This window comes from Mesorhizobium sp. WSM2240, from assembly GCF_040438645.1.
Classification (GTDB): domain Bacteria; phylum Pseudomonadota; class Alphaproteobacteria; order Rhizobiales; family Rhizobiaceae; genus Allomesorhizobium.
Map to the genome: position 1 here is coordinate 1476553 of NZ_CP159253.1, position 21028 is coordinate 1497580.

Below are 21028 nucleotides of genomic sequence, written 5' to 3' on the forward strand. Positions count from 1 at the left end.
GGCCCCGGCATGACTGCGCGCGCCCGGCCGCGCCGATGAAATTTTCCCGGCTCCGCCTTCTCGGCTTCAAATCCTTCGTCGAACCCGGCGAGTTCGTTATCGAACGCGGCCTGACCGGCGTGGTTGGACCGAATGGCTGCGGCAAGTCCAATCTCGTCGAGGCGCTGCGCTGGGTGATGGGCGAAAGCTCGTACAAGAACATGCGCGCGTCCGGCATGGACGATGTGATCTTTTCGGGTTCCGGCACGCGTCCCGCGCGCAATACCGCCGAAGTGACCCTGTTCCTCGACAATAGCGACCGCACCGCGCCCGCCGCATTCAACGATGCCGACGAATTGCAGGTTTCCCGCCGCATCGAGCGCGAGGCCGGGTCCGTCTATCGCATCAACGGGAAGGAGGCGCGCGCCAAGGATGTGCAGCTTCTCTTTGCCGATCAGTCGACCGGCGCTCGCTCGCCGTCCATGGTCGGGCAGGGCCGCATCGGCGAATTGATCCAGGCCAAGCCTCAGGCGCGTCGCGCGCTGCTGGAGGAAGCGGCCGGCATTTCCGGCCTGCACACCAGGCGTCATGAGGCGGAGCTACGGCTACGCGCAGCCGAGCAGAACCTCGAACGGCTGGATGATGTCGTCGGTGAACTCGAAAGCCAGATTGACAGCCTGAAGCGGCAGGCACGGCAGGCTTCGCGCTTCAAGAACCTGTCGGCTGACATCCGCAAGGCCGAGGCGATACTTTTCCACCTGCGCTGGACGCAGGCCAAGGCGCAGGAAGGGGAGGCGCGCTCCGCGCTTGCTGCGGCCACATCGCTGGTGGGCGAGCGCGCGGCCGCGCAGATGAACGCCGCCAAGGAACAGGCCGTCGGTGCGCATCATCTTCCCGAACTGCGCGAGGCCGAAGCCGCCGCCGCCGCCGTCTTCCAGCGCCTGTCCATCACCAAGGCGCAGATCGAGGAGGAGGCAGGCCGCGTTCGCACGCGCCAGGCCGAACTCGACCGCCGCCTGCAGCAACTCGACGCCGACATCGCCCGCGAAGAGCAGATGGTGCGCGACAACGCTGATATTCTGGCGCGGCTTTCCACTGAAGAAGCGGGGCTGAACGCCGAGAATGAAGGCGCGGACGAACGGGAGATCGAGACACGGGCGGCTTTCGAGGAAGCCGCCGCGACGCTGGCGCTGAGCGAGGGCGCGCTGGCCAAGCTGACCGCCGAACGGGCAGAGGCGGCAGCCGCGCGCAACCAGATCGAACGGGCTTTGCGCGAGACGGCGGAGCGCCGCGACCGCTTTTCCCGCCAGCTTGCCGAGATCGACCGCGAGACGGGCGAGATAGAAGGCAAGATTGCCGGGCTGGCCGACCCGGCCGAGAAGAAGGTTCTCGCAGACGAGGCGCAGGCGGCGCTCGATCGCGCTGAGGGTATCGCAACCGCCGCCGAAAAATCTGTCGCGGAAGCGCGGCTCGCCGAAAACGCTGCCCGCCCGCCGCTGCAGGAAGCCCGCGCCGAACTGGCGCGGATCGAGACCGAGGCGCGGACGCTGGCAAAAATCCTGAATGCCGCCAGCGGCGATCTGTTTCCGGCGGTGCTCGAACAGGTTAGCGTCCAACGCGGTTTTGAGACCGCGCTGGGTGCTGCGCTGGGCGAAGATCTCGATGCGGCGCTGGATCGCGCAGCGCCTGTGCACTGGGGGGATATTGAACCGGCGGCCGACGACTCGGCCCTGCCGGAGGGCGTGCGGAGTCTTGCGACGGTCGTGCGCGGACCACATCAGCTTGCGCGGCGGTTGGCGCAGATCGGCATCGTGGACAACGCTGACGGCGCGAGGCTGCAAAGATTGCTGACGCCGGGCCAGCGGCTCGTCAGCCGTGAAGGCGCGCTTTGGCGCTGGGACGGTCTTACCGCGAGTGCCGACGCGCCAACTGCCGCCGCGCAGCGCCTTGCCCAGAAGAACCGCCTTGCCGAACTCGATGCCGAAGCGGTCGCGGCCACGCTGAAGGTGCGCGGCGCCGAGGAAACACTGGCGAGGGCCGAAAGCGCCGTACGCCAGAAGACCGAGGCCGAGCGTATGTCGCGGCAGGCCTGGCGCGACGCCCAGCACGCGGTGGGCGCGGCGCGCGATGCGCTGGCGCGGGCCGAGAAGGCGGCGGGCGAACTGTCGAGCCGTCGCGCAGCACTCGCCGAGGCGCGCATGCGTATCGCAGAAAGCCATGCGGAGGCCGAGAACGCATCCGGCGAAGCGGAGGCCCAGCTCAATTCAGCGCCCGATCTTTCAGAGTTGCAGGGGCGGCTCGACCAGGCGTCCGGTCATGTCGGCCGCGACCGCTCAGCGCTTGCCGACGCCCGCGCGGTCCATGAAGGGCTGAAGCGCGAGGCTGAACAACGCCTGCGCCGGCTCGACGCGATCGCCGCCGATCGGAAGAGCTGGACGCTGCGCGCCGAAAACGCCGCAAGCCATATCGCCGCGCTCGCCGAGCGGCGTGCCGAGGCTGGCGAAGAGCGGGATAAGCTTGCCGATGCGCCCGACGAGATCGACCAGCGCCGCCGCGCTTTGCTGACGCAGCTTTCGCAGGCCGAGACGCTGCGCCAGACTGCGAGCGACCGGCTGCAGGAGGCCGAGACGCGCCAGGCCGTGCTCGACAAGGCCGCCACCGCCGCGATCCAGTCGCTCTCCGAGGCGCGCGAGGCGCGCGGCCGCGCCGAAGAGCGGCTGACCGCCGCCGACGATCGCCGCAAGGAAATCGAGGCGCGCATCCAGGAAGCGCTCAACACTCCGCCGCATCTGGTGATCAGTCATACCGGCCTCGAAGCCGACAGCCCTCTGCCTGATATGGCCGAGGTCGAGCGGCAACTCGACCGGCTGAAGATCGAGCGCGAACGTCTGGGCGCCGTCAATCTGCGCGCCGAGGAGGAGCAAAAGGAACTTTCGGACCGGCTGGAAGCGATCGTGTCGGAGCGCGAGGACATCATCGAGGCGATCCGCAAGCTCAGGCAGGCGATCCAGAGCTTGAACCGCGAGGGCCGCGACCGGCTGCTGGCCGCCTTCGACGTGGTCAACGCCCAGTTCCAGAGGCTGTTTTCGCATCTCTTTGGCGGCGGCACGGCGGAATTGCAGCTGATAGAATCCGACGATCCGCTGGAGGCGGGGCTTGAAATCCTGGCCCGTCCTCCCGGCAAGAAGCCGCAGACAATGACACTGCTTTCGGGCGGCGAGCAGGCGCTGACTGCCATGGCGCTGATCTTCGCGGTGTTTTTGACCAACCCCGCGCCGATCTGCGTGCTCGACGAGGTCGATGCACCACTCGACGACCACAATGTCGAGCGCTTCTGCAATCTGATGGACGAGATGGCGCGCACCACCGAGACACGCTTCGTCATCATTACCCACAACCCGATCACCATGGCGCGGATGAACCGGCTGTTCGGCGTGACCATGGCCGAGCAGGGCGTCAGCCAGCTTGTGTCGGTAGATCTGCAGACGGCGGAGCAGCTGCGCGAGGCGAGCTGAAATCAGCAGTATCCTGTTCCGCCGATATCGCTGGCGGTCGAGACTAGGTGAAGAAGATTGGCTGGGGCGGGAGGGTTCGAACCTCCGAATGGCGGTACCAAAAACCGCTGCCTTACCACTTGGCTACGCCCCAACGACCGGGAGCCCCGAGTCGAGCATGTGCGGCCTTATATGCAAGCCCGTTGAAAAGCACAATCGGGGCAAATTTGCCTTTGTGCATTCCGTCGCAGTTATGTCGAGCGAGCGGGCGTGCGGCTAAATCAGCCGCGACAGTCGCGATTCACTCGCCCCACACCGCCAGTTCGTTGCCGGCCGGGTCGGTGAAGTGAAACCTGCGTCCGCCTGGAAAGGAAAAGATCGGCTTGACGATCTTGCCGCCGGCGTTTTCGACCGCCTCAAGCGTCTCTTCCAAATTTTCCGAATAGAGCACCGGCAGCGGTTTGCCCGATGCCTCCGTACTTTCCGCCTGGAAGCCTCCGTCGAGGCCCTCGTCGAAGGCAGCATAGGTCGGCCCGTAATCGGTGAAGGACCAGGAAAAAGCGGCGCTGTAGAACGCCTTGACGCTGTCGAGGGTGCCGCCGGTGGCGGTCATTTCGAGATAATCGAGCTTGCCGGTCTGTTTCATGTCTATTCCTCGCGTTCGTGGTATGTTCTAGGGCGCGACGGTTCTGAAATCAAGCGCTCCGCCCGCGCCAATTGCTTAATCGATTGTAAGACTTGGCTTGCCGTGTTCACGCCTTGCCTTTCGCACCGCAGCATTTTAACGCTCTCGCAATGCCTTCAAATAGTCACCGGACTGACGAGGAGAGTGCATGACCAAGTGGGTCTACACGTTTGGAGACGGGGCGGCCGAAGGGCGCGCCGGAGACAAGAACCTGCTTGGCGGCAAGGGCGCGAACCTTGCGGAAATGTGCAGCCTAGGCCTGCCGGTGCCGCCCGGCTTCACCATCACTACCGAGGCTTGCAACTGGTTCTACGCCAACGGCCGGACCTATCCGCCCTCGCTTGAAGCCGATGTCCTTGCGGCGCTCGATCACATCGGCGCCTTGACGAGCCGTCGTTTCGGCGATCCCGAAAAGCTGCTTCTCGTCTCGGTCCGCTCGGGCGCTCGCGCATCGATGCCGGGCATGATGGATACGGTGCTCAATCTTGGTTTGAACGACGAGACGGTGGAAGCGCTGGCGACCGATTCAAGCGATGCGCGCTTCGCCTATGACAGCTATCGCCGCTTCATCCAGATGTATTCCAATGTCGTGCTCGATCTCGACCACGAGGTGTTCGAGGAAATCCTAGAGGAGGAAAAGGCGCGGCTCGGCTACGAGCTCGATACCGAGCTTTCCGCGATCGAGTGGCAGGGCGTGATCGCCCACTACAAGAGGATGATCGAGGAGGAACTAGGCAGGCCTTTCCCGCAGGATCCGCGCGAGCAACTCTGGGGCGCGATCGGCGCGGTGTTCTCGAGCTGGATGAACCATCGCGCGATCACCTATCGCCGGCTGCACGACATTCCCGAAAGCTGGGGCACCGCGGTCAATGTGCAGGCCATGGTGTTCGGCAATATGGGAGAGACCTCGGCCACGGGCGTCGCCTTCACCCGCAATCCCTCCACCGGCGAGAAGATGCTTTATGGTGAATTCCTGGTGAATGCGCAGGGCGAAGATGTCGTGGCCGGCATCCGTACGCCGCAGAGCATCACCGAAAAGGCTCGCATCGACAGCGGATCGGACAAGCCGTCGCTGCAGAAGCTGATGCCCGAAGCCTTTGCTTCCTTCGTCGAGATCTCGGAGCGGCTGGAAAAGCACTATCGCGACATGCAGGATCTCGAATTCACCATCGAGCGCGGCAAGCTGTGGATGCTGCAGACTCGCTCGGGAAAGCGCACCGCGAGGGCGGCGCTGCGCATGGCGGTGGACATGGCGGCGGAAGGGCTGATCGGCAAGGAGGAGGCTGTCGCGCGCATCGATCCCGCTTCGCTCGACCAGCTTCTGCATCCGACCATCGACCCGAAGGCGGAGCGAAACGTCGTCGCTATCGGCCTGCCGGCTTCGCCCGGGGCCGCGACCGGCGAGATCGTGTTCTCATCGCACGATGCGGAGGAGGCCAAGGCGCTGGGCAGGAAGGTCATCCTCGTGCGGATCGAGACCAGCCCGGAAGATATTCACGGCATGCACGCCGCCGAGGGCATTTTGACCACGCGCGGCGGCATGACCAGTCACGCGGCGGTGGTGGCGCGCGGCATGGGCAAGCCCTGTGTGTCGGGCGCCGGCTCGCTGCGCGTCGACTACAGGGCCGGCACGCTGATGGTGATGGGCGAAACCTTCCGCAAGGGCGATGTCATCACCATCGACGGCGGCAACGGCCAGGTACTGAAGGGGCCGGTCGCCATGCTGCAGCCGGAACTCTCGGGCGATTTCGCCGCGATCATGGAGTGGGCCGACTCGACACGGCGCATGAAGGTGCGTACCAACGCCGAGACGCCGGCCGATGCGCGCATGGCGCGGTCCTTCGGCGCGGAAGGCATCGGGCTCTGCCGCACCGAGCACATGTTCTTCGAGGGCGACCGCATCATTGCCATGCGCGAGATGATCCTGGCCGACACCGAGAAGGATCGCCGCACGGCGCTTGCAAAACTGCTGCCGATGCAGCGGTCGGACTTCCTCGAACTGTTCGAAATCATGGCTGGACTGCCAGTGACGATCCGTCTGCTCGACCCGCCGTTGCATGAATTCCTGCCCAAGACGGAAGAGGAGATCGCCGAGGTCGCCTCGGTGATGAAGGTTTCAGCCGAGAAGCTGCGCCAGCGCACAGAGACTTTGCACGAGTTCAATCCGATGCTCGGCCATCGCGGCTGCCGGCTGGCGGTTTCCTATCCCGAAATCGCCGAGATGCAGGCCCGCGCGATTTTCGAGGCCGCCATCGAGGCCGGCAGGAAGACGGGCAACCCCGTGGTTCCCGAAATCATGGTGCCGCTGATTGGGCTGAAAACGGAACTCGATTTCGTCAAGGCGCGCATCGACGCCGTGGCGAAGAGCGTCATGGAAGAGGCCGGTGTGACTGTGGAATATCTGACGGGCACCATGATCGAGCTGCCGCGCGCCGCGATCCGCGCCCATATCATCGCCGAATCCGCCGAGTTCTTCTCCTTCGGCACCAATGATCTGACCCAGACGACCTTCGGCATTTCGCGTGACGACGCGGCGTCCTTCCTGGAGATCTATCGCCAGAAGGGAATCGTCGAGCAGGACCCGTTCGTCTCGCTCGACATCGACGGTGTCGGCGAACTGGTGCGCATTGCGGTCGAGAAGGGCAGGGCGACGCGGCCCGCGATCAAGCTCGGAATCTGCGGCGAGCATGGCGGCGACCCCGCCTCGATCCACTTCTGCGAAAAGGTAGGCCTCGACTACATCTCCTGCTCGCCCTACCGGGTACCGATCGCCAGGCTGGCCGCGGCGCAGGCGGCGGTGAAGAAAGGGTGGGGGCAGTGAGTTATACCCGTTTTGCAATTTGGGTATAACCGCTTGGCAGTCTGACAAAATCCAGTTATACCCAATTTGCAAAATGGGTATAACTGGATGGCAACTCGCCTGGATATCATTTACACAACGCTGATAGCGGAACTGCTCGAACGATCCCTCGACGCCCAATTTGACGCCGATTTCGATGAAGCTGGAGCGTTCATCAAAACAACGGCCAAAGGGAGGGACTATTGGTACTACAAGCCTTCGGCCCGGCAGGATGAAAAGCAGACCCGTATATACGTCGGTCCCGCTGAAGATGAACAGATCAGCAAACGCATCTTGGCATTTCAACGGAACAAGAGCGACTATCAGGCACGCAGAAAAATCGTCTCAACACTCACACGTGAAGCACGACTTTTTCGACCAGACTCACGCGTTGGCGATTTGGTAGAGGCTTTTTGGAAGGCAGGGCTATTTCGGCTTCGCGGTTGTCTCGTTGGAACAGTCGCATATCAGACATACGGTACCTTCCTCGGTTGCCGGTTTTCAAATGTGGCCATGCAAACCGGTGATATCGATCTGGCGCAGTTCCATTCCATTTCGGTGGCTGTAGACGACTCGATACCGCCGGTTTTGGATGTCCTGAGGAGCGTGGATGAATCGTTCAAGCCCGCTCCCCATCTGAATGATGCGGTAGGCGCGACAAAGTACATAGGCGCAAACGGCCTTCGAGTGGATTTCCTGACGCCAAATCGCGGAAGCGACGATCTGGTCGGCAAACCCGCCAAAATGCCCTCTCTTGGCGGAGCCGCCGCGGAACCGCTGCGGTTTCTAGACTTTTTGATCTACGAGCCGGTTAGAACCATAATGCTCCACAAGGGCGGAATTCCTGTCTTGGTCCCTGACCCCTGCAGGTTTGCGGTTCACAAGATGATCGTGGCCGCGCGCCGGTCCGCCGGCAGCCAGAAGGACCTGAAAGATCTCGGTCAGGCCAATCAACTTGCTGAAGCTTTGAAGTTGGTTGGACGTGCCGGGGATCTACGGGAGATGTTCCAAGCAGCTCGTGACCGGGGACCCTCTTGGCGGGAAGCCCTCGATACCTCGCTGGCCAGAATGGAGCTCCTCGGACTCTCGTCTGCGCCATCGGTTCTGAGAGCCGCCTGACTGATACCCTACGCGAGCAACTCACGTAGGGTATTTTGCCGCCGCTTTCGTTCGCTTGGGGTAAACCAGCAATCCCGCCTTACAAATCCGCTCCAACCGCGCCGGAGCTCGGATTGGCTTCGATCCGCACCTTGTCTGGATAGAAAGCGCCGTGATCTTTTATCCGGGCCATCTCGTCATAGGGCGCTTCGTAGGCCCACATGATGTCCTTGGCCGATTCACCCACGGCGCTAACGTCCCAGTAGGACGCATCGCCCTTGTAAGGGCAGTGGGTCGAGGTGTTGGACCGTGTGAGGAAATCGAAATAGATGTCCTTGAACGGGATGTAGAAGACCGGCGGGTAATCTTCCTCGCGCAGCACCAGCGCCTCGCCGGACGAGGCAATGATGGCGTCCGAAAACGTCACTGTGACCGCGCCGTCGAAAGGCTCGACCGTTATGCGCCGAGATGGGTTCCGCTGAAATCCGGGAGAGGGATTGGCTGCCTTGTCCATATCGATGCTCCTTTCACCGCCACAACGTCAGGCCACCGAGACCGTTCCCTTACGCGGCGCGCAGAGCCTCCGTGGAGACCCAGGCCTCCGCCTGGTCCAGCCCGGTCTCTAAGCGGTCGAACAATTCGTTCAACTCGGCTTCGCTGATGATCATCGGCGGGCAGACAGCGATGGTGTCGCCGAGCGCGCGCAGGATTGCGCCGTTTTCCTCGATCAGCTTGGACGCCATTGGCCCGACGCCGTTCCTCGGATCGAAGGAACGCTTCGTCGCCTTATCGGCCACCAGTTCGGCAGCGCCGACCAGGCCGCAATAGCGTGCCTCGCCGACCATCGGGTGCTCGCCGATCCTCTTCATCCGCTGCTCGAAGACGGGCATCAGCTTGCGCACATGGCCGATGATGTCGCGCTTCTGGTAGATATCGATCGCCTTGACCCCCAGCGCGCAGGAAAGCGGGTGCCCGCCATAGGTAAAGCCGTGTGCAAAGGTGCCGAGCGCTGCAGAATGGTCGACATAGGCCTGGTAGACGTCCTCCGGCACCATGACGGCGCCGAGCGGCGCGTAGGCGGAGGTCATCTGCTTGGCCGCTGAGATCGTCTTGGGGCGCATGTTCAGGGTTTGCGACCCCCACCAGTTGCCGGTGCGCCCGAAACCGGTGATGACCTCGTCGGCGATCAGCATGATGTCGTACTCGTCAAGCACGGCCTGGATGGCTTCGTAATAGCCTTTCGGCGGGATGACGACGCCGCCGGCGCCCATCACCGGCTCGGCGATCATGGCTGCGATCGTGTCGGGTCCCTCGCGCTCGATCAAATCGCGCAGCGATCGGGCCATGCGGCCCGCGAACTCGGCCTCGCTCTCGCCCTCGATGCCGAACCGGTAATGGTGCGGACAGTCCGTGTGGAGCACCCGGTCGACGGGAAGATCCCATCCATTGTGGTTGGAGGGGAGGCCCGTCAGCGACGCCGCCATCACGGTCACGCCGTGATAGGCCTTGATGCGCGAGATGATCTTCTTCTTATTCGGCCGGCCCATGGCATTGTTCATGTACCAGGCGAGCTTGACCTGCGTGTCGTTGGCCTCCGATCCCGACGAGGTGAAGAACACTTTCGAGACGGGGACCGGCGCGATCTCCTTAAGCTTCTCGGCGAGTTCGATCGCCGGTTCGCTGCTCTTTGCGCCGAAAATATGGTAGTAGGGCAGGGTGCGCATCTGCTCGATCGCCGCCTCGATCATCTCCTCGTCGCCGAAGCCCAGCCCCGCGCACCACAGGCCCGACATACCTTCGATATAGCCGCGGCCCTGTGTGTCGTAGACATAGACGCCCTTGCCCCGGCCCATCACGACTGTGCCGGTGGATTTGAGCTGATGGATGGGCGTGTAGGGGTGGACGAGGGATTCAATGTCCCTGATCTGGAGATTGGTCAGCGGCGGATTATCAAGCATGGACGGCTCCGGGAAAGAGGCGAAACTGCGTGGTCCCTCTTATCCCGTGCGCGCCTGCGCGAGAACCCCTTGTCGACTGGTCCAGCCGAGCCGTTTGATCAGGCCGCAGTGGCGAAGGCCTGCGCAAGCCCGGCATAGGAGGCCGCTATGCGGGCGACCGGGCTTTGGCTCTTGGACGCGGTTTCGACGCGCAGCCGACCGCCGCCGACAGGCAGCGTGAGAACCAGGAACTGCTGGCTTCCGCCCTCGCCGATGGAGGCGGCGGCGACATGCTGGCCGTCGTCGTCATTGCCGAGGCGCATCTTGAACAGCATTGTGCCGTGAACGGCGTCCAGCGCCTGGCGCACGAGATATTCGAAGGTCTCGTCCGAAATCGCATCGCCGGCCGGCGCGATCTCCAGCGCGGTTTCAGTGCCTGCCTTTTCGAGATTTTCCGCTACAGCTTGCGCGTCCATGCGAGGCCTCACATCATATCGCCAACAAAGCCCCCTTTAACGATGGTTAATGGCCTAAGTGGCCGGATTATGGCGCGCCGCCCAGTCCGACGCCGACACTGGACAATCCGCGTAGTTCCTTTCAACAATGCCGGAAAAACAATGCTCGGGAGGAACGCATGCTTGGACTGATGCAGGAATGGCCGCTGCTCTGCCATAAGATTATCGACCATGCCGGGATACAGCACCCGAACCGCGAGATCGTCTCGCGCTCCGTTGAAGGGCCGATCGTGCGCACCAGCTATGCGGAAGTGCGCAAGCGGGCGCTGCGCGTCGGCCAGCGCCTCGAGCGCGACGGCTTCGCTCTTGGCGACCGCATCGCCACACTTGCCTGGAACACGGCGCGTCACATCGAGGCCTGGTACGGCATAATGGGTATCGGAGCGATCTATCATACGCTCAACCCTCGGCTTTTCCCCGAGCAGATTGCCTGGATCATGAACCATGCCGAGGACAAGGCGCTGTTCGTGGACCTCACCTTTGTGCCGCTGGTCGAGAAGATCGCCGCCTCCGTGCCGTCGCTGAAGAAGGTGATCGTGCTGACCGACCCCGCCCATATGCCGGCGACCACGCTGCCGAACACCCTCGCCTACGAGGACTGGCTGGCAGAGGCCGACGGCGATTTCGCCTGGCACAGCTTCGACGAAAATACCGCCGCCGGAATGTGCTACACTTCGGGCACGACCGGAGAACCGAAGGGCGTGCTCTACAGCCACCGCTCCAACGTCCTGCACGCCATGATGGCCTGCATGCCCGACGCCATGGGCATATCGAGCCGCGATGTGATCCTGCCGGTCGTGCCGATGTTCCACGCCAATGCCTGGGGTCTCGGCCAGAGCGCGCCGATGATCGGCGCCAAGCTGGTGATGCCGGGCGGCCGCATGGACGGGCCGTCCATCTACGAATTGCTCGACACCGAAAAAGTGACCTTCACCGCCGCCGTGCCGACGGTCTGGCTGATGCTGCTCCAGCATCTGGAGGAGACCGGCAAGAAATTGCCGCATCTGAAGAAGGTGGTCATCGGCGGTTCGGCCTGCCCGCGTGCCATGACCAAGAAGTTCCAGGAGGATTACGACGTTCAGGTTTGTCACGCCTGGGGCATGACCGAGATGTCGCCGCTCGGGACGCTCGGCACCATCAAGCCGGAGTACACCGAATTGCGGGGCGAAGAGCGCCTCACCATCCAGGAGAAGCAGGGCCATCCGCCGTTCGGCGTCGAGATGAAGGTAACCGACGACCAGAACCGCGAGCATCCTTGGGACGGCAAGACATTCGGCCGGCTGAAGGTGCGCGGCCCTGCCGTGGCCCGCGCCTATTATGGCGGCGCCGGTCAGGAGCAGTTCGACAAGGAGGGCTGGTTCGATACAGGCGACGTCGCGCATATCGACGCTAACGGCTACATGCAGATCACCGACCGCGCCAAGGACGTCATCAAATCCGGCGGCGAGTGGATTTCTACCATCGATCTTGAAAACCTGGCCGTAGGGCATCCGGATGTCGCCGAGGCGGCGGTGATCGGCGTCAAGCATTCGAAATGGGGCGAGCGCCCCCTGCTGGTAGTGGTCCGCAAACCGGGCAGGGAGCCGGGCAAATCCGACATTCTGGGATTCTTGGAAGGAAAGGTCGCGAAATGGTGGATGCCCGACGACGTAGCGTTCGTCCAGGAGATACCGCACACCGCGACCGGCAAGATCCAGAAGACGACCCTGCGCGACCAGTTCCGGGATTACCGCCTGCCGACGGAACCATGATGCGAAAGCATTTGCGCTACCCGAGAAAAACGCCATAGGAAACGGCTCGGCAGGCGACGGAGATCGATGGCGGCATATCTGGAACAGCGCACAACACAGGCCGCGGGATGGTCGCGCGCTCTGGCTGTATTTTCGGCCGTGCTGTTCGTTTCCGCCGGCCTGGCGCATCGCTACGGGCTCATCCCCACACCGCCGTTTCTGTCCTTGCTGTCGATCGTCGCCGCGCTGGCGGTGGGATCGCTTGCGCTGGCCGCCTATGCGTTTACGCGGTTCTGGTATCATGGCGATCTCGGCGGCCGCGACCTGCTGGTCGGTGGGCTGGTTTCGCTCGCTGTGCTCGCGCCGTTTCTGACGACCGGCTACAGGGCGTTCGTCTATCCACAACTCAATGATATTTCGACCGACCTCGTCGCGCCGCCAATGCTGGTGGCCGCCGTGATCTCGCGCGGTCTCGACACGAACGAAGTTACCCCCTTTTCCGCTGAGCATCGCAGGCTGCAGACTGAAAACTATCCCGAAGTGACCGGCAGGCGCTACGAAATGCCTTTCGATCGTGCGGCCGAAATCGTCGAAGAGCTGCTCGTGCGCCAAGGCTGGACGGTCGCGACATCACGTCCGGCCTTCGTCGGTCAAAGCGAGATGACCATAGAAGCGCTCGCCCACACCCTCTTGCTCGGCTTTCCCGTCGATGTCGCTGTGCGGCTTACCGACGAGGGGACCTCTACCTATGTCGATATGCGTTCGGCCTCACGCTACGGCCGGCACGATCTCGGCGACAACGCCGCCCGGATAATCGCGTTCCTTCGAGAACTCGACGCCGAAATGGCTGTGCAGGCGGGAGCAGCGGCCCCGGCAGAATAGAATCGGCAAGCGTTCAGGCGGGCGCGAAGACGCCGTCGATGGACGGGGCGCCGTCGGTTGCCGCCAGCCCGCGTGTCACCAGATCCTCGAGATGCGCCAGAACCGACAGGCCGGCCGCGCCATGCAGCCTTGGATCGGTGTCGCGGTAAATTGCCTTCACCAAGTCGGCGATCGTGCGGTCGCCCTGGCCGAGTCGCTCCATGATCGCCCGCTCGCGCATCCTGCGGTGCGTCTTCAGCCCGCGAATGAAGGCGCGGGGCTTCCTGACCGGCCCGCCATGTCCGGGCAGGAGAATCCTATCGTCGCGCTGCAGCAGCCGGTCCAGCGAGGCCATGTAGTCGGCCATCGCGCCGTCGGGTGGCGCCACGATCGAAGTCGCCCAGGCCATCACATGGTCGGCCGAAAACAGTATCCCGGTCCCTTCGAGTGCGAAGGCGGCGTGATTGGCCGTGTGGCCGGGCGTTAGAATAGTCCGGATCGCCCAGCCATCGCCGGCCGTGACCGAATTGTCCCGCAACGTCAGGGCCGGCGCGAAGTCGGTATCAGCGCTGGCGTCCAGTGGATTGATCTCGCCGATGCGCAGCGGTCGCGCCGGGCGGTGCGGTCCCTCGGCGGCGGTGATTGCCCCGGTCTCGCGCGCAAGCCGCGAAGCGAGGGGCGAGTGATCGCGATGGGTGTGGCTGACAAAGATGTGGCTGACTGGTCGCCCTCCGATCGCCTGCAGTAAGGCCGAATAATGCGCCTCGTCTTCCGGACCGGGGTCGATGATTGCGAGCGTATCGCGACCGACAATATAGCTGTTTGTCCCGTAGAAGGTGAACGGGCCGGGATTGTTGACCGTCAGCCGCAAGACCCCGGGGGCAAGCTCGATCGCCTCGCCATAGGCAGGGTCGAATTGGGTGTCGAAGTCCAGAGCCATATTCGTTCGACCGAGCCTGTGGTGCGAAAGCCGTAAAATTGTTTGCCGCTTAGCATGGAAGCCAATATACGGAAACCCAACCGGCGTTCGCTCGGCCTCAATCGGAAATGGGGAAAACCATGGCAACTGCACTTACCGCCCGCCCGCTCGTTTCGCTTGCATTGCCCGAAAGCGGTGCCTGGCGGCTGGCAAGTCAATGTATCCTGGCGGTTGCCGGAACTCTGCTGCTGACGATTTCGGCCAAGACGAAGGTCGTGCTCGGCCCCGTCGACATGTCGCTCCAGACGCTGGCCGTCTTCATGATCGCGGCCGCATTCGGCATGCGGCTGGCGGTCGCGACGCTGCTTCTCTACATGGCGCAGGGCGCAATGGGCCTTCCGGTGTTCCAGGGTACGCCGGAGAAGGGCATCGGCATCGCCTACATGCTCGGCTCGACCGGCGGCTACCTTGCCGGCTTCCTCGCCATGGCCGCGATCGTCGGCTGGGCGGCCGACCGCGGCTGGGACCGCAATCCGTTCAAGCTGTTCGGCGCGATGCTTACCGCAGAAGTCGTCATGATGGCCTTTGGCTTCGCCTGGCTGGCTATGCTGATTGGGGTTGAAAAGTCCTGGCAGTTCGGCGTCATCCCGTTCATCGTTCCCGACCTGATCAAGGTAGCGCTGGCTTCAGCCTTGGTGCCTGCGATCTGGTCGGTGCTGCCCCGGCAACGCTGAGCGCTTTATCCGTCATTTGTTCAGCCGCGGCCAGCGCTGCGGCTGAATGCGTTTGAGGGGCCGGATTCCAGCCCCCGACGCTCTTTCGACGCTCCCCGGGGAATGGCATTCCACCAGCGTCGCACATCGCGCAAGTTCCGGCCGGGGAATGCCGCGAATTTGGTAGCGTTCTGCTTGAGAACCCGCCCGCTTATGGGAAAATCGCGCAAAATCCAGTATTTCGCCGCCGCGCCGCATCTGGTGGGCGACGCACATAAGGCGCCCTCATGCTTGCCAAGCTTTCTCATCTCGACCGGTTGGAGGCCGAGGCCATCCATATTTTTCGTGAGGTGGCGGCGACTTTTGCCAAACCGGTGATGCTCTATTCGGTAGGCAAGGATTCGTCGGTCCTGCTGCATCTGGCGATGAAGGCCTTCTATCCGGCCAAGCCTCCGTTTCCCTTTCTGCACGTCGACACGACCTGGAAGTTCCGCGAGATGATCGAATTTCGCGACTCGATGGCCGAGAAACTGGGCTTCGACCTTCTCGTCCACGTCAACGAAGACGGCGTGCGCGACGGCATCAATCCGTTCGACCACGGCTCGAATACCCACACCCATGTCATGAAGACGGTGGGTCTGCGCCAGGCGCTCGACAAATACGGTTTCGACGCGGCCTTTGGCGGCGCCCGCCGCGACGAGGAAAAGTCGCGCGCCAAGGAGCGCATCTTCTCATTCCGCAATGCGCAGCACGTCTGGGATCCCAAGAACCAGCGTCCGGAAATGTGGAAGATCTACAATACACGGATTTCGCCGGGCGAATCGATCCGCGTCTTCCCGCTGTCCAACTGGACCGAGCTCGACATCTGGCAATACATCTTGCGCGAGGAAATCCCGATCGTGCCGCTGTATTTCGCCAAGAAGCGGCCGGTGGTCGAGCGCGACGGCATGCTGATCATGCGCGACGACGACCGCATGAAGCTCCGGCCCGGCGAGGTCATCGAGAACCGCCTGGTCCGCTTCAGGACGCTCGGCTGCTATCCGCTGACGGGGGCGATCGATTCGGACGCTGACGATCTCGAAGGCATCGTCAATGAGATGCTGATTGCCCGAACTTCGGAACGCCAGGGCCGGCTGATCGACCGGGACGAGGCCGGCTCGATGGAAAAGAAGAAGCGCGAAGGATATTTCTGAGAATGCGCCACTTAATGGCAGAAAATCTTGTCGCGGCCGATACCGTTCGCGACTTCATTGCCGACCAGGAACAGAAATCGCTGCTGCGCTTTCTGACCTGCGGTTCGGTCGACGACGGCAAGTCGACGCTGATCGGCCGTCTCCTGTCCGACACCAAGCAGATATTCGAGGACCAGCTGGCCACGCTGGAGCGCGATTCGAAGAAGCACGGCACGACCGGCGACGACATTGACTTCGCGTTGCTGGTAGATGGGCTGGAAGCCGAGCGCGAGCAGGGCATCACCATCGACGTCGCCTACCGCTTCTTCGCGACGCCCAAGCGCAAATTCATCGTGGCCGACACGCCCGGCCATGAACAATATACGCGCAACATGGCGACGGGCGCCTCGACCGCCGATCTGGCCATCGTGCTGGTCGACGCCAGGCAGGGTGTGCTGCGCCAGACGCGCCGCCATTCGATCATCGCCTCGCTGCTCGGCATCCGCTACGTGGTGCTTGCGGTCAACAAGATCGATCTGGTTGGCTTCGATCGGGACGTGTTTGCGGAGATCGTGGCCGACTACACGGAATTCGCGAAGGATCTCGGTTTCTCCTCGATCGTGCCGATCCCGATGTCGGCTCGCTTCGGCGACAACGTCTCCCGTTGCTCCACGCAAACCGGCTGGTATGCCGGCCCGACCCTGATCGATCACCTCGAAACGGTGGCGGTCGGCGAAACGAGCGAACAGCCGTTCCGGTTTCCAGTGCAGTATGTAAACCGGCCGAACCTCGATTTCCGCGGCTTCGCGGGAACGGTTGCGTCCGGCTCGGTGGCGGAGGGCGACGCGGTCGTTGTCGCGAAATCCGGCAAACAGTCGCGGGTCAAACGCATCGTCGCGCAGGGCGGCGATCTCGAACGGGCGGTGGAAGGGCAGGCGGTCACCATAGTCCTGGAAGACGAGATCGAGGTTTCGCGCGGCAATCTTCTGGTTGCGCCCGAAGCAAGGCCGCAAGTCGCCGACCAGTTCGCAGCCAACCTCGTCTGGTTCGACGAGCAGGCGCTTCTGCCCGGCCGCTCATACATATTGCGCACCGAAACCGACCAGGCGAGCGCGACCATTTCGGACTTGAAATACCGCGTCAATGTCAATGACTTCGCACAGGAAGCGGCGAAATCGCTGGCGATGAACGAGGTCGGCGTAGTCAACATCTCGGCGCAGTCGCCGATCGCCTTCGACAGCTTCACCGAAAACCGCACCACCGGTGCTTTCATCCTGATCGATCGCATCACCAATGCGACCGTCGGGGCCGGCATGATCCAGCATGCGCTGCGCCGCGCCGACAACATCCACTGGCAGTCGCTGGAAGTGACGAAGAGCGCCCGCGCCGCGGCCAAGCACCAGAAGCCGGCGGTTCTCTGGTTCACCGGGCTTTCAGGCTCGGGCAAGTCGACCATCGCTAATCTGCTCGAGAAGAAGCTGCATGCGAGCGGTCGCCACACCTATATTCTCGACGGCGACAATGTCCGCCACGGCCTTAATCGCGATCTCGGCTTCACCGACGAGGACCGCGTCGAAAACATCCGCCGCGTTGCCGAAGTGGCGCGCCTTATGGTCGACGCCGGCTTGATGGTGATCGTCTCCTTCATCTCGCCGTTCCGCGCCGAGCGCCGCATGGCGCGCGAAATGATGGGCGAAGGCGAGTTCATCGAGGTGTTCGTCGATACGCCGTTCGAGGAATGCGCCGCACGCGATCCGAAAGGGCTCTATGCGAAAGCGCTCGGCGGCGAGATAAAGAACTTCACCGGCTTGGATTCGCCTTACGAGAGACCGGAAAACCCGGAAATTCACCTGCGGACGCTCGGCAAGTCTCCCGAGGAGATGGTAGAGATCCTCGAAAGCTGGCTGAGCGAGCGCGACATTGCGGACCAACAATACGACGACGGCGGCGGCATCTAACGACGAGGCGATGCTGGCGCGTTTCGAGCGCCTGGCGCTTGCGGCCGGGCGTCTGGTCATGGACGTGTTCCATGCCGGCATATCGGTCGAGCACAAGCTCGACGCATCGCCGGTGACGGAGGCGGACCGCGTAAGCGAGAAGCTCATCCTTGCCGGCCTGCGCGCCGAATATCCGGGCATTCCCTGCGTGGCCGAGGAGGAAGCCGCCGAAGGAATTGCGCCGCGCGACCCGGGCCAGACATTCTTCCTGATCGACCCGCTCGACGGGACGAAGGAATTCGTCAATCGCAACAGCGATTTCACGGTCAATATCGCGCTCGTACGCCGCGGCGTTCCGGAACTCGGCGTGGTCTATGCGCCGTGCAGCCGCCGATTCTTCTCCGGAAGGCCGGGCAGGGCGGAATCGATCGAGGTCTCGCCGGATCACCAGATCGTTGGGCGCCGCAGGATTTTCGTGCGCGAGGGCAGGACGCCGCTGACCATCGTGGCGAGCCGCTCCCACCGCACGCCCGAGACCGACACGTTCATAAGAGGCATCAAGGCGGCGGAGATTGTTTCGATCGGTTCGTCGCTGAAATTCTGCCTGATCGCCGGCGGCGAAGCGGATGTCTATCCGCGTTTCGGCCGCACGATGGAGTGGGATACCGCGGCCGGCGACGCAATCTTGCGTGCGGCAGGCGGCATGACCCGCACCGCCGACGGCAGGCCGCTGGCCTACGGGAAGCGTAGCCAGCCGGGCGAGGCCGATTACGCCAATCCGTCCTTCATCGCCAGCGGCAGCATTTCATAGACCGTTGGCCGATTCATTCTGCCGCCTGCGCAGTCTTCGTCTCGATGAAGCTGCGGATCGCGCCGACGATCCGGTCCTGGTCCTCGACCGTGAGGTAGGGATGCATGGGCAGGCAGAGAATCCGCTTGGGCAGCGATTCGGAAACCGGCAGCCCGCCCGGCGCGACAGGGTAGTTCCTGTAGGCGAGCTGCTGGTGCAGCGGCTTCACATAGTAGATGACCGACGGAATGCCCTGTTCCTGGAGGTAAGCCTTGAGTTCGTCGCGGTAGGGCGTCTCGATGGCGTATTGCGCCCAGGCCGAGCGGCTGCCTTCCGGCACATGGGCGGTTTTGACCAGATTGTGCAGAGCGCCGCGATAGCGCTGCGCGACAGCCTGGCGCGCGACCATCTCGTCCTCGAGGATGGCGAGCTTCTCGATCAGGATCGCCGCCTGCAGCGTGTCCAGCCGCGAATTCAGGCCGACATGGATGTTGTCGTACTGCGTCTCGCCCTTGCCGTGGAAGGCGAAGGAGCGGAGCTTTGCCGCCATCTCGTCGTCATTGGTGAACATCGCCCCGCCGTCGCCGTAGCAGCCGAGCGGCTTGGCCGGATAGAAGCTCGTCGCGCCGACGCTCCCGAAGGAACCGCACATCCGGCCTTGGGTCGAGCCGCCGATCGCTTGCGCGGCGTCCTCGATGACCAGCAGGTTTTCGCGCTCTGCGATCTCCGAAATAGCCGCATAGTCGGCGCCGAGCCCGAACAGATCGACCGGGATGATCGCCCTTGGCTTCAGCCGTCCCTCTTTCTTGACCATGGCGATCGCGGCTTCGAGGCTGGCGATGTCGATATTGTAAGTGTCCGGGTCGACGTCGACGAACACCGGCTCGGCCTTGGCGAGCGCAACGACCTCCGCCGTCGCGGCGAATGTGAAGCTCGGCACGAACACCGCGTCGCCAGGTCCGATGCCTGAGGCGTAGAGTGGCAAAAGCAGTGCGTCGGTGCCGTTGGCGCAGGCGACCGCGTGCTTGACACCGACATAGGCCGCGAGCTGGTTCTCGAACTCGGTGACCTCCGGCCCAAGGATGTAGCGGCCGTCATCGACCACGCGATCGATTGCCGCCTTCAGCCGGTCCCGAATTCTTTCGCGCTGCGCGCCGAGGTCGATAAACTGCATGCCTGCTCCGAAAACGTGCCCTGTCAGATGTTGCGCGCTGATAGCATGAGTTGATTTGGCCAAGAAAGCGCAGGGCGGGGCTGCATTGCCGCGGCGCTGCGTCGCGCGTTACCGGCTGTTTTCCGTCTTTAGCCAGAAAATGCACGGAATCCGGGGCATTTCGAGCCATGCCGGCGCCGAGGCTAACGTTTACGGAACCCTCCGGAAACATAAAGTGATGCACACTTCGACGATTCAGGCGCTTCAGGCGATTTCATGCCGCCAGGGCGGATTTGCGCCGGCGCGCGAGACGGTTATGGCCGCAGCCTTTGCTCCGAGCGCGAGCGCGTCGCGGATGGCGTGTTCGGAAAGCTCTTCCAAAGCTGTTTTCGACAGCAGGCCGCCGTCGTGCAGCGACGCGAGCATGCCGGCGTTGAAGGTGTCTCCCGCGCCGACAGTATCGACGACCGTGACACGTTCGGGCATCACTGAAACGGTGTGGCGCTTCGTGTATCCCACAGCACCCTTGCTGCCATGGGTCACGACGATGAGCTTGGGGCCGCTCTCCAGCCACTTGCGCACCTGGTCCTCCTCGGGACCGTCATTTCCGAACCAGGCGAGATCCTCGTCGGAAAGTTTCACGATATCTGCCAAGGCCATCATCCGGCGGATGCGGTCATTATGCTTGTCCTTGTCGGGGATGAAGCCTGGCCGAATATTGGGATCGAGCATCGTCACGCGGCGGTCGGCTTCCCGCTTCATCAGCGCCTCATAGGCCGAGCCGCATGGTTCCGGGATCAGGCTGATGGCGCCGAATAGCATCGCCTCGACGTCATCGCCGAGAAGCGGCAAGTCGGTCTCCGTCAGCATGCGGCCGGCGGTGTTCTCGTCATAAAACGTGTATGTGGCGTGGCCGTCGGTCAGCCGCACGAACGCCAGCGTGGTCGGCCGCGCCGAAACGTCCGCGTAGCGGGAGCCGGCATTACTTGAAGCCAGCACCTCGTGTATCTGCTGGCCGAACAGGTCGGACGACAGGCCGGAGAAGAACTCCACCGGCACGCCGAGCCGGCCGAGCGCGATCGCGGTGTTGAAAATGGCGCCACCAGCATAGGGCGCGAATGCGGCTTCGCCAGAAGTGCTTTCGCGCGGCAGCATGTCGATGAGCGCTTCTCCGCAGCACAGGATCATGATTTCCGACTCCGATGT

At 63.1% G+C, this 21028-nt stretch carries 16 protein-coding genes and 1 tRNA gene; 9 read left to right on the top strand and 8 right to left on the bottom strand.

From position 1 onward, the window contains the following. The first annotated feature begins 35 nt into the window (after positions 1–35). The gene (gene smc, locus ABVK50_RS07065; RefSeq protein ID WP_353642235.1) at positions 36–3494 is read left to right on the top strand and encodes a chromosome segregation protein SMC; all 3459 of its coding nucleotides are present in this window, start codon (positions 36–38) and stop codon (positions 3492–3494) included. Between the two features lie 58 nt (positions 3495–3552). On the opposite strand, the gene ABVK50_RS07070 is transcribed toward smc, so the two are convergent. Together ABVK50_RS07070 and ABVK50_RS07075 are read right to left on the bottom strand one after the other, a co-directional pair. Further along, positions 3553–3627 (bottom strand) — tRNA-Gln (locus tag ABVK50_RS07070). A gap of 147 nt (positions 3628–3774) precedes the next feature. Then, entirely contained in the window at positions 3775–4119 is a 345-nt protein-coding gene (locus ABVK50_RS07075; protein ID WP_353642234.1) for a VOC family protein, read from the bottom strand. A gap of 187 nt (positions 4120–4306) precedes the next feature. Between ABVK50_RS07075 and ppdK the strand changes: the two genes are divergently transcribed. Both ppdK and ABVK50_RS07085 read left to right on the top strand, forming a co-directional pair. Continuing rightward, entirely contained in the window at positions 4307–6979 is a 2673-nt protein-coding gene (ppdK, locus tag ABVK50_RS07080; protein WP_353642233.1) for a pyruvate, phosphate dikinase, read from the top strand. Positions 6980–7066: 87 nt separating this feature from the next. Further along, positions 7067–8116 (top strand): GSU2403 family nucleotidyltransferase fold protein, encoded by a 1050-nt coding sequence (locus tag ABVK50_RS07085; protein ID WP_353642232.1) that lies wholly within the window; start codon positions 7067–7069, stop codon positions 8114–8116. 79 nt (positions 8117–8195) lie between these two features. Here the strand turns inward: ABVK50_RS07085 and ABVK50_RS07090 are convergent, their stop codons facing one another. From ABVK50_RS07090 to ABVK50_RS07100, 3 genes are all read right to left on the bottom strand, one after another. Next, positions 8196–8609 (bottom strand): DUF427 domain-containing protein, encoded by a 414-nt coding sequence (locus ABVK50_RS07090; RefSeq protein WP_353642231.1) that lies wholly within the window; start codon positions 8607–8609, stop codon positions 8196–8198. Between the two features lie 49 nt (positions 8610–8658). Continuing rightward, the gene (locus ABVK50_RS07095; protein ID WP_353642230.1) at positions 8659–10053 is read right to left on the bottom strand and encodes an aminotransferase; all 1395 of its coding nucleotides are present in this window, start codon (positions 10051–10053) and stop codon (positions 8659–8661) included. 98 nt (positions 10054–10151) lie between these two features. Next, the gene (locus tag ABVK50_RS07100; RefSeq protein WP_353642229.1) at positions 10152–10508 is read right to left on the bottom strand and encodes a hypothetical protein; all 357 of its coding nucleotides are present in this window, start codon (positions 10506–10508) and stop codon (positions 10152–10154) included. 158 nt (positions 10509–10666) lie between these two features. On the opposite strand from ABVK50_RS07100, the gene ABVK50_RS07105 reads away from it, so the two are divergent. Both ABVK50_RS07105 and ABVK50_RS07110 read left to right on the top strand, forming a co-directional pair. Beyond that, entirely contained in the window at positions 10667–12298 is a 1632-nt protein-coding gene (locus ABVK50_RS07105) for a fatty-acid--CoA ligase (protein ID WP_353642228.1), read from the top strand. Positions 12299–12364: 66 nt separating this feature from the next. Next, positions 12365–13159 carry a DUF1499 domain-containing protein gene (locus ABVK50_RS07110; protein WP_353642227.1) on the top strand — a complete coding sequence of 265 codons (795 nt, stop codon included), beginning with the start codon at positions 12365–12367 and terminating at the stop codon, positions 13157–13159. Positions 13160–13172: 13 nt separating this feature from the next. On the opposite strand, the gene ABVK50_RS07115 is transcribed toward ABVK50_RS07110, so the two are convergent. After that, positions 13173–14078 (bottom strand): MBL fold metallo-hydrolase, encoded by a 906-nt coding sequence (locus ABVK50_RS07115; RefSeq protein ID WP_353642226.1) that lies wholly within the window; start codon positions 14076–14078, stop codon positions 13173–13175. A 119-nt stretch (positions 14079–14197) separates the two neighbouring features. On the opposite strand from ABVK50_RS07115, the gene ABVK50_RS07120 reads away from it, so the two are divergent. The 4 genes from ABVK50_RS07120 (at position 14198) to cysQ (ending at position 18690) form a co-directional block, all read left to right on the top strand. Then, complete coding sequence (locus ABVK50_RS07120; RefSeq protein ID WP_353642225.1) at positions 14198–14791, top strand: biotin transporter BioY; 594 nt, start codon at positions 14198–14200, stop codon at positions 14789–14791. 266 nt (positions 14792–15057) lie between these two features. Continuing rightward, positions 15058–15963, top strand: a complete 906-nt coding sequence (gene cysD / locus ABVK50_RS07125) for a sulfate adenylyltransferase subunit CysD (RefSeq protein WP_353642224.1) — start codon at positions 15058–15060, stop codon at positions 15961–15963. Between the two features lie 2 nt (positions 15964–15965). Continuing rightward, entirely contained in the window at positions 15966–17900 is a 1935-nt protein-coding gene (gene cysN, locus ABVK50_RS07130) for a sulfate adenylyltransferase subunit CysN (RefSeq protein WP_353642223.1), read from the top strand. A 10-nt stretch (positions 17901–17910) separates the two neighbouring features. Then, complete coding sequence (cysQ, locus tag ABVK50_RS07135; RefSeq protein WP_353645994.1) at positions 17911–18690, top strand: 3'(2'),5'-bisphosphate nucleotidase CysQ; 780 nt, start codon at positions 17911–17913, stop codon at positions 18688–18690. 13 nt (positions 18691–18703) lie between these two features. Here the strand turns inward: cysQ and ABVK50_RS07140 are convergent, their stop codons facing one another. Beyond that, positions 18704–19843 (bottom strand): DegT/DnrJ/EryC1/StrS aminotransferase family protein, encoded by a 1140-nt coding sequence (locus ABVK50_RS07140; protein WP_353642222.1) that lies wholly within the window; start codon positions 19841–19843, stop codon positions 18704–18706. A 243-nt stretch (positions 19844–20086) separates the two neighbouring features. Continuing rightward, positions 20087–21010, bottom strand: coding sequence for a carbohydrate kinase (locus tag ABVK50_RS07145; protein WP_353642221.1), 924 nt, complete (start codon positions 21008–21010; stop codon positions 20087–20089). Positions 21011–21028: the final 18 nt, after the last annotated feature.

Coding starts and splice junctions, on each gene's coding strand:
- ABVK50_RS07140 (WP_353642222.1), bottom strand. CDS start 19,843: ATGCAGTTTATCGACCTCGGCGCGCAGCGCGAAAGAATTCGGGACCGG.
- ABVK50_RS07085 (WP_353642232.1), top strand. CDS start 7,067: ATGGCAACTCGCCTGGATATCATTTACACAACGCTGATAGCGGAACTG.
- cysQ (WP_353645994.1), top strand. CDS start 17,911: ATGCTGGCGCGTTTCGAGCGCCTGGCGCTTGCGGCCGGGCGTCTGGTC.
- ABVK50_RS07105 (WP_353642228.1), top strand. CDS start 10,667: ATGCTTGGACTGATGCAGGAATGGCCGCTGCTCTGCCATAAGATTATC.
- smc (WP_353642235.1), top strand. CDS start 36: ATGAAATTTTCCCGGCTCCGCCTTCTCGGCTTCAAATCCTTCGTCGAA.
- cysN (WP_353642223.1), top strand. CDS start 15,966: ATGCGCCACTTAATGGCAGAAAATCTTGTCGCGGCCGATACCGTTCGC.
- cysD (WP_353642224.1), top strand. CDS start 15,058: ATGCTTGCCAAGCTTTCTCATCTCGACCGGTTGGAGGCCGAGGCCATC.
- ABVK50_RS07120 (WP_353642225.1), top strand. CDS start 14,198: ATGGCAACTGCACTTACCGCCCGCCCGCTCGTTTCGCTTGCATTGCCC.
- ABVK50_RS07100 (WP_353642229.1), bottom strand. CDS start 10,508: ATGGACGCGCAAGCTGTAGCGGAAAATCTCGAAAAGGCAGGCACTGAA.
- ABVK50_RS07110 (WP_353642227.1), top strand. CDS start 12,365: ATGGCGGCATATCTGGAACAGCGCACAACACAGGCCGCGGGATGGTCG.
- ABVK50_RS07090 (WP_353642231.1), bottom strand. CDS start 8,609: ATGGACAAGGCAGCCAATCCCTCTCCCGGATTTCAGCGGAACCCATCT.
- ppdK (WP_353642233.1), top strand. CDS start 4,307: ATGACCAAGTGGGTCTACACGTTTGGAGACGGGGCGGCCGAAGGGCGC.
- ABVK50_RS07115 (WP_353642226.1), bottom strand. CDS start 14,078: ATGGCTCTGGACTTCGACACCCAATTCGACCCTGCCTATGGCGAGGCG.
- ABVK50_RS07075 (WP_353642234.1), bottom strand. CDS start 4,119: ATGAAACAGACCGGCAAGCTCGATTATCTCGAAATGACCGCCACCGGC.
- ABVK50_RS07095 (WP_353642230.1), bottom strand. CDS start 10,053: ATGCTTGATAATCCGCCGCTGACCAATCTCCAGATCAGGGACATTGAA.
- ABVK50_RS07145 (WP_353642221.1), bottom strand. CDS start 21,010: ATGATCCTGTGCTGCGGAGAAGCGCTCATCGACATGCTGCCGCGCGAA.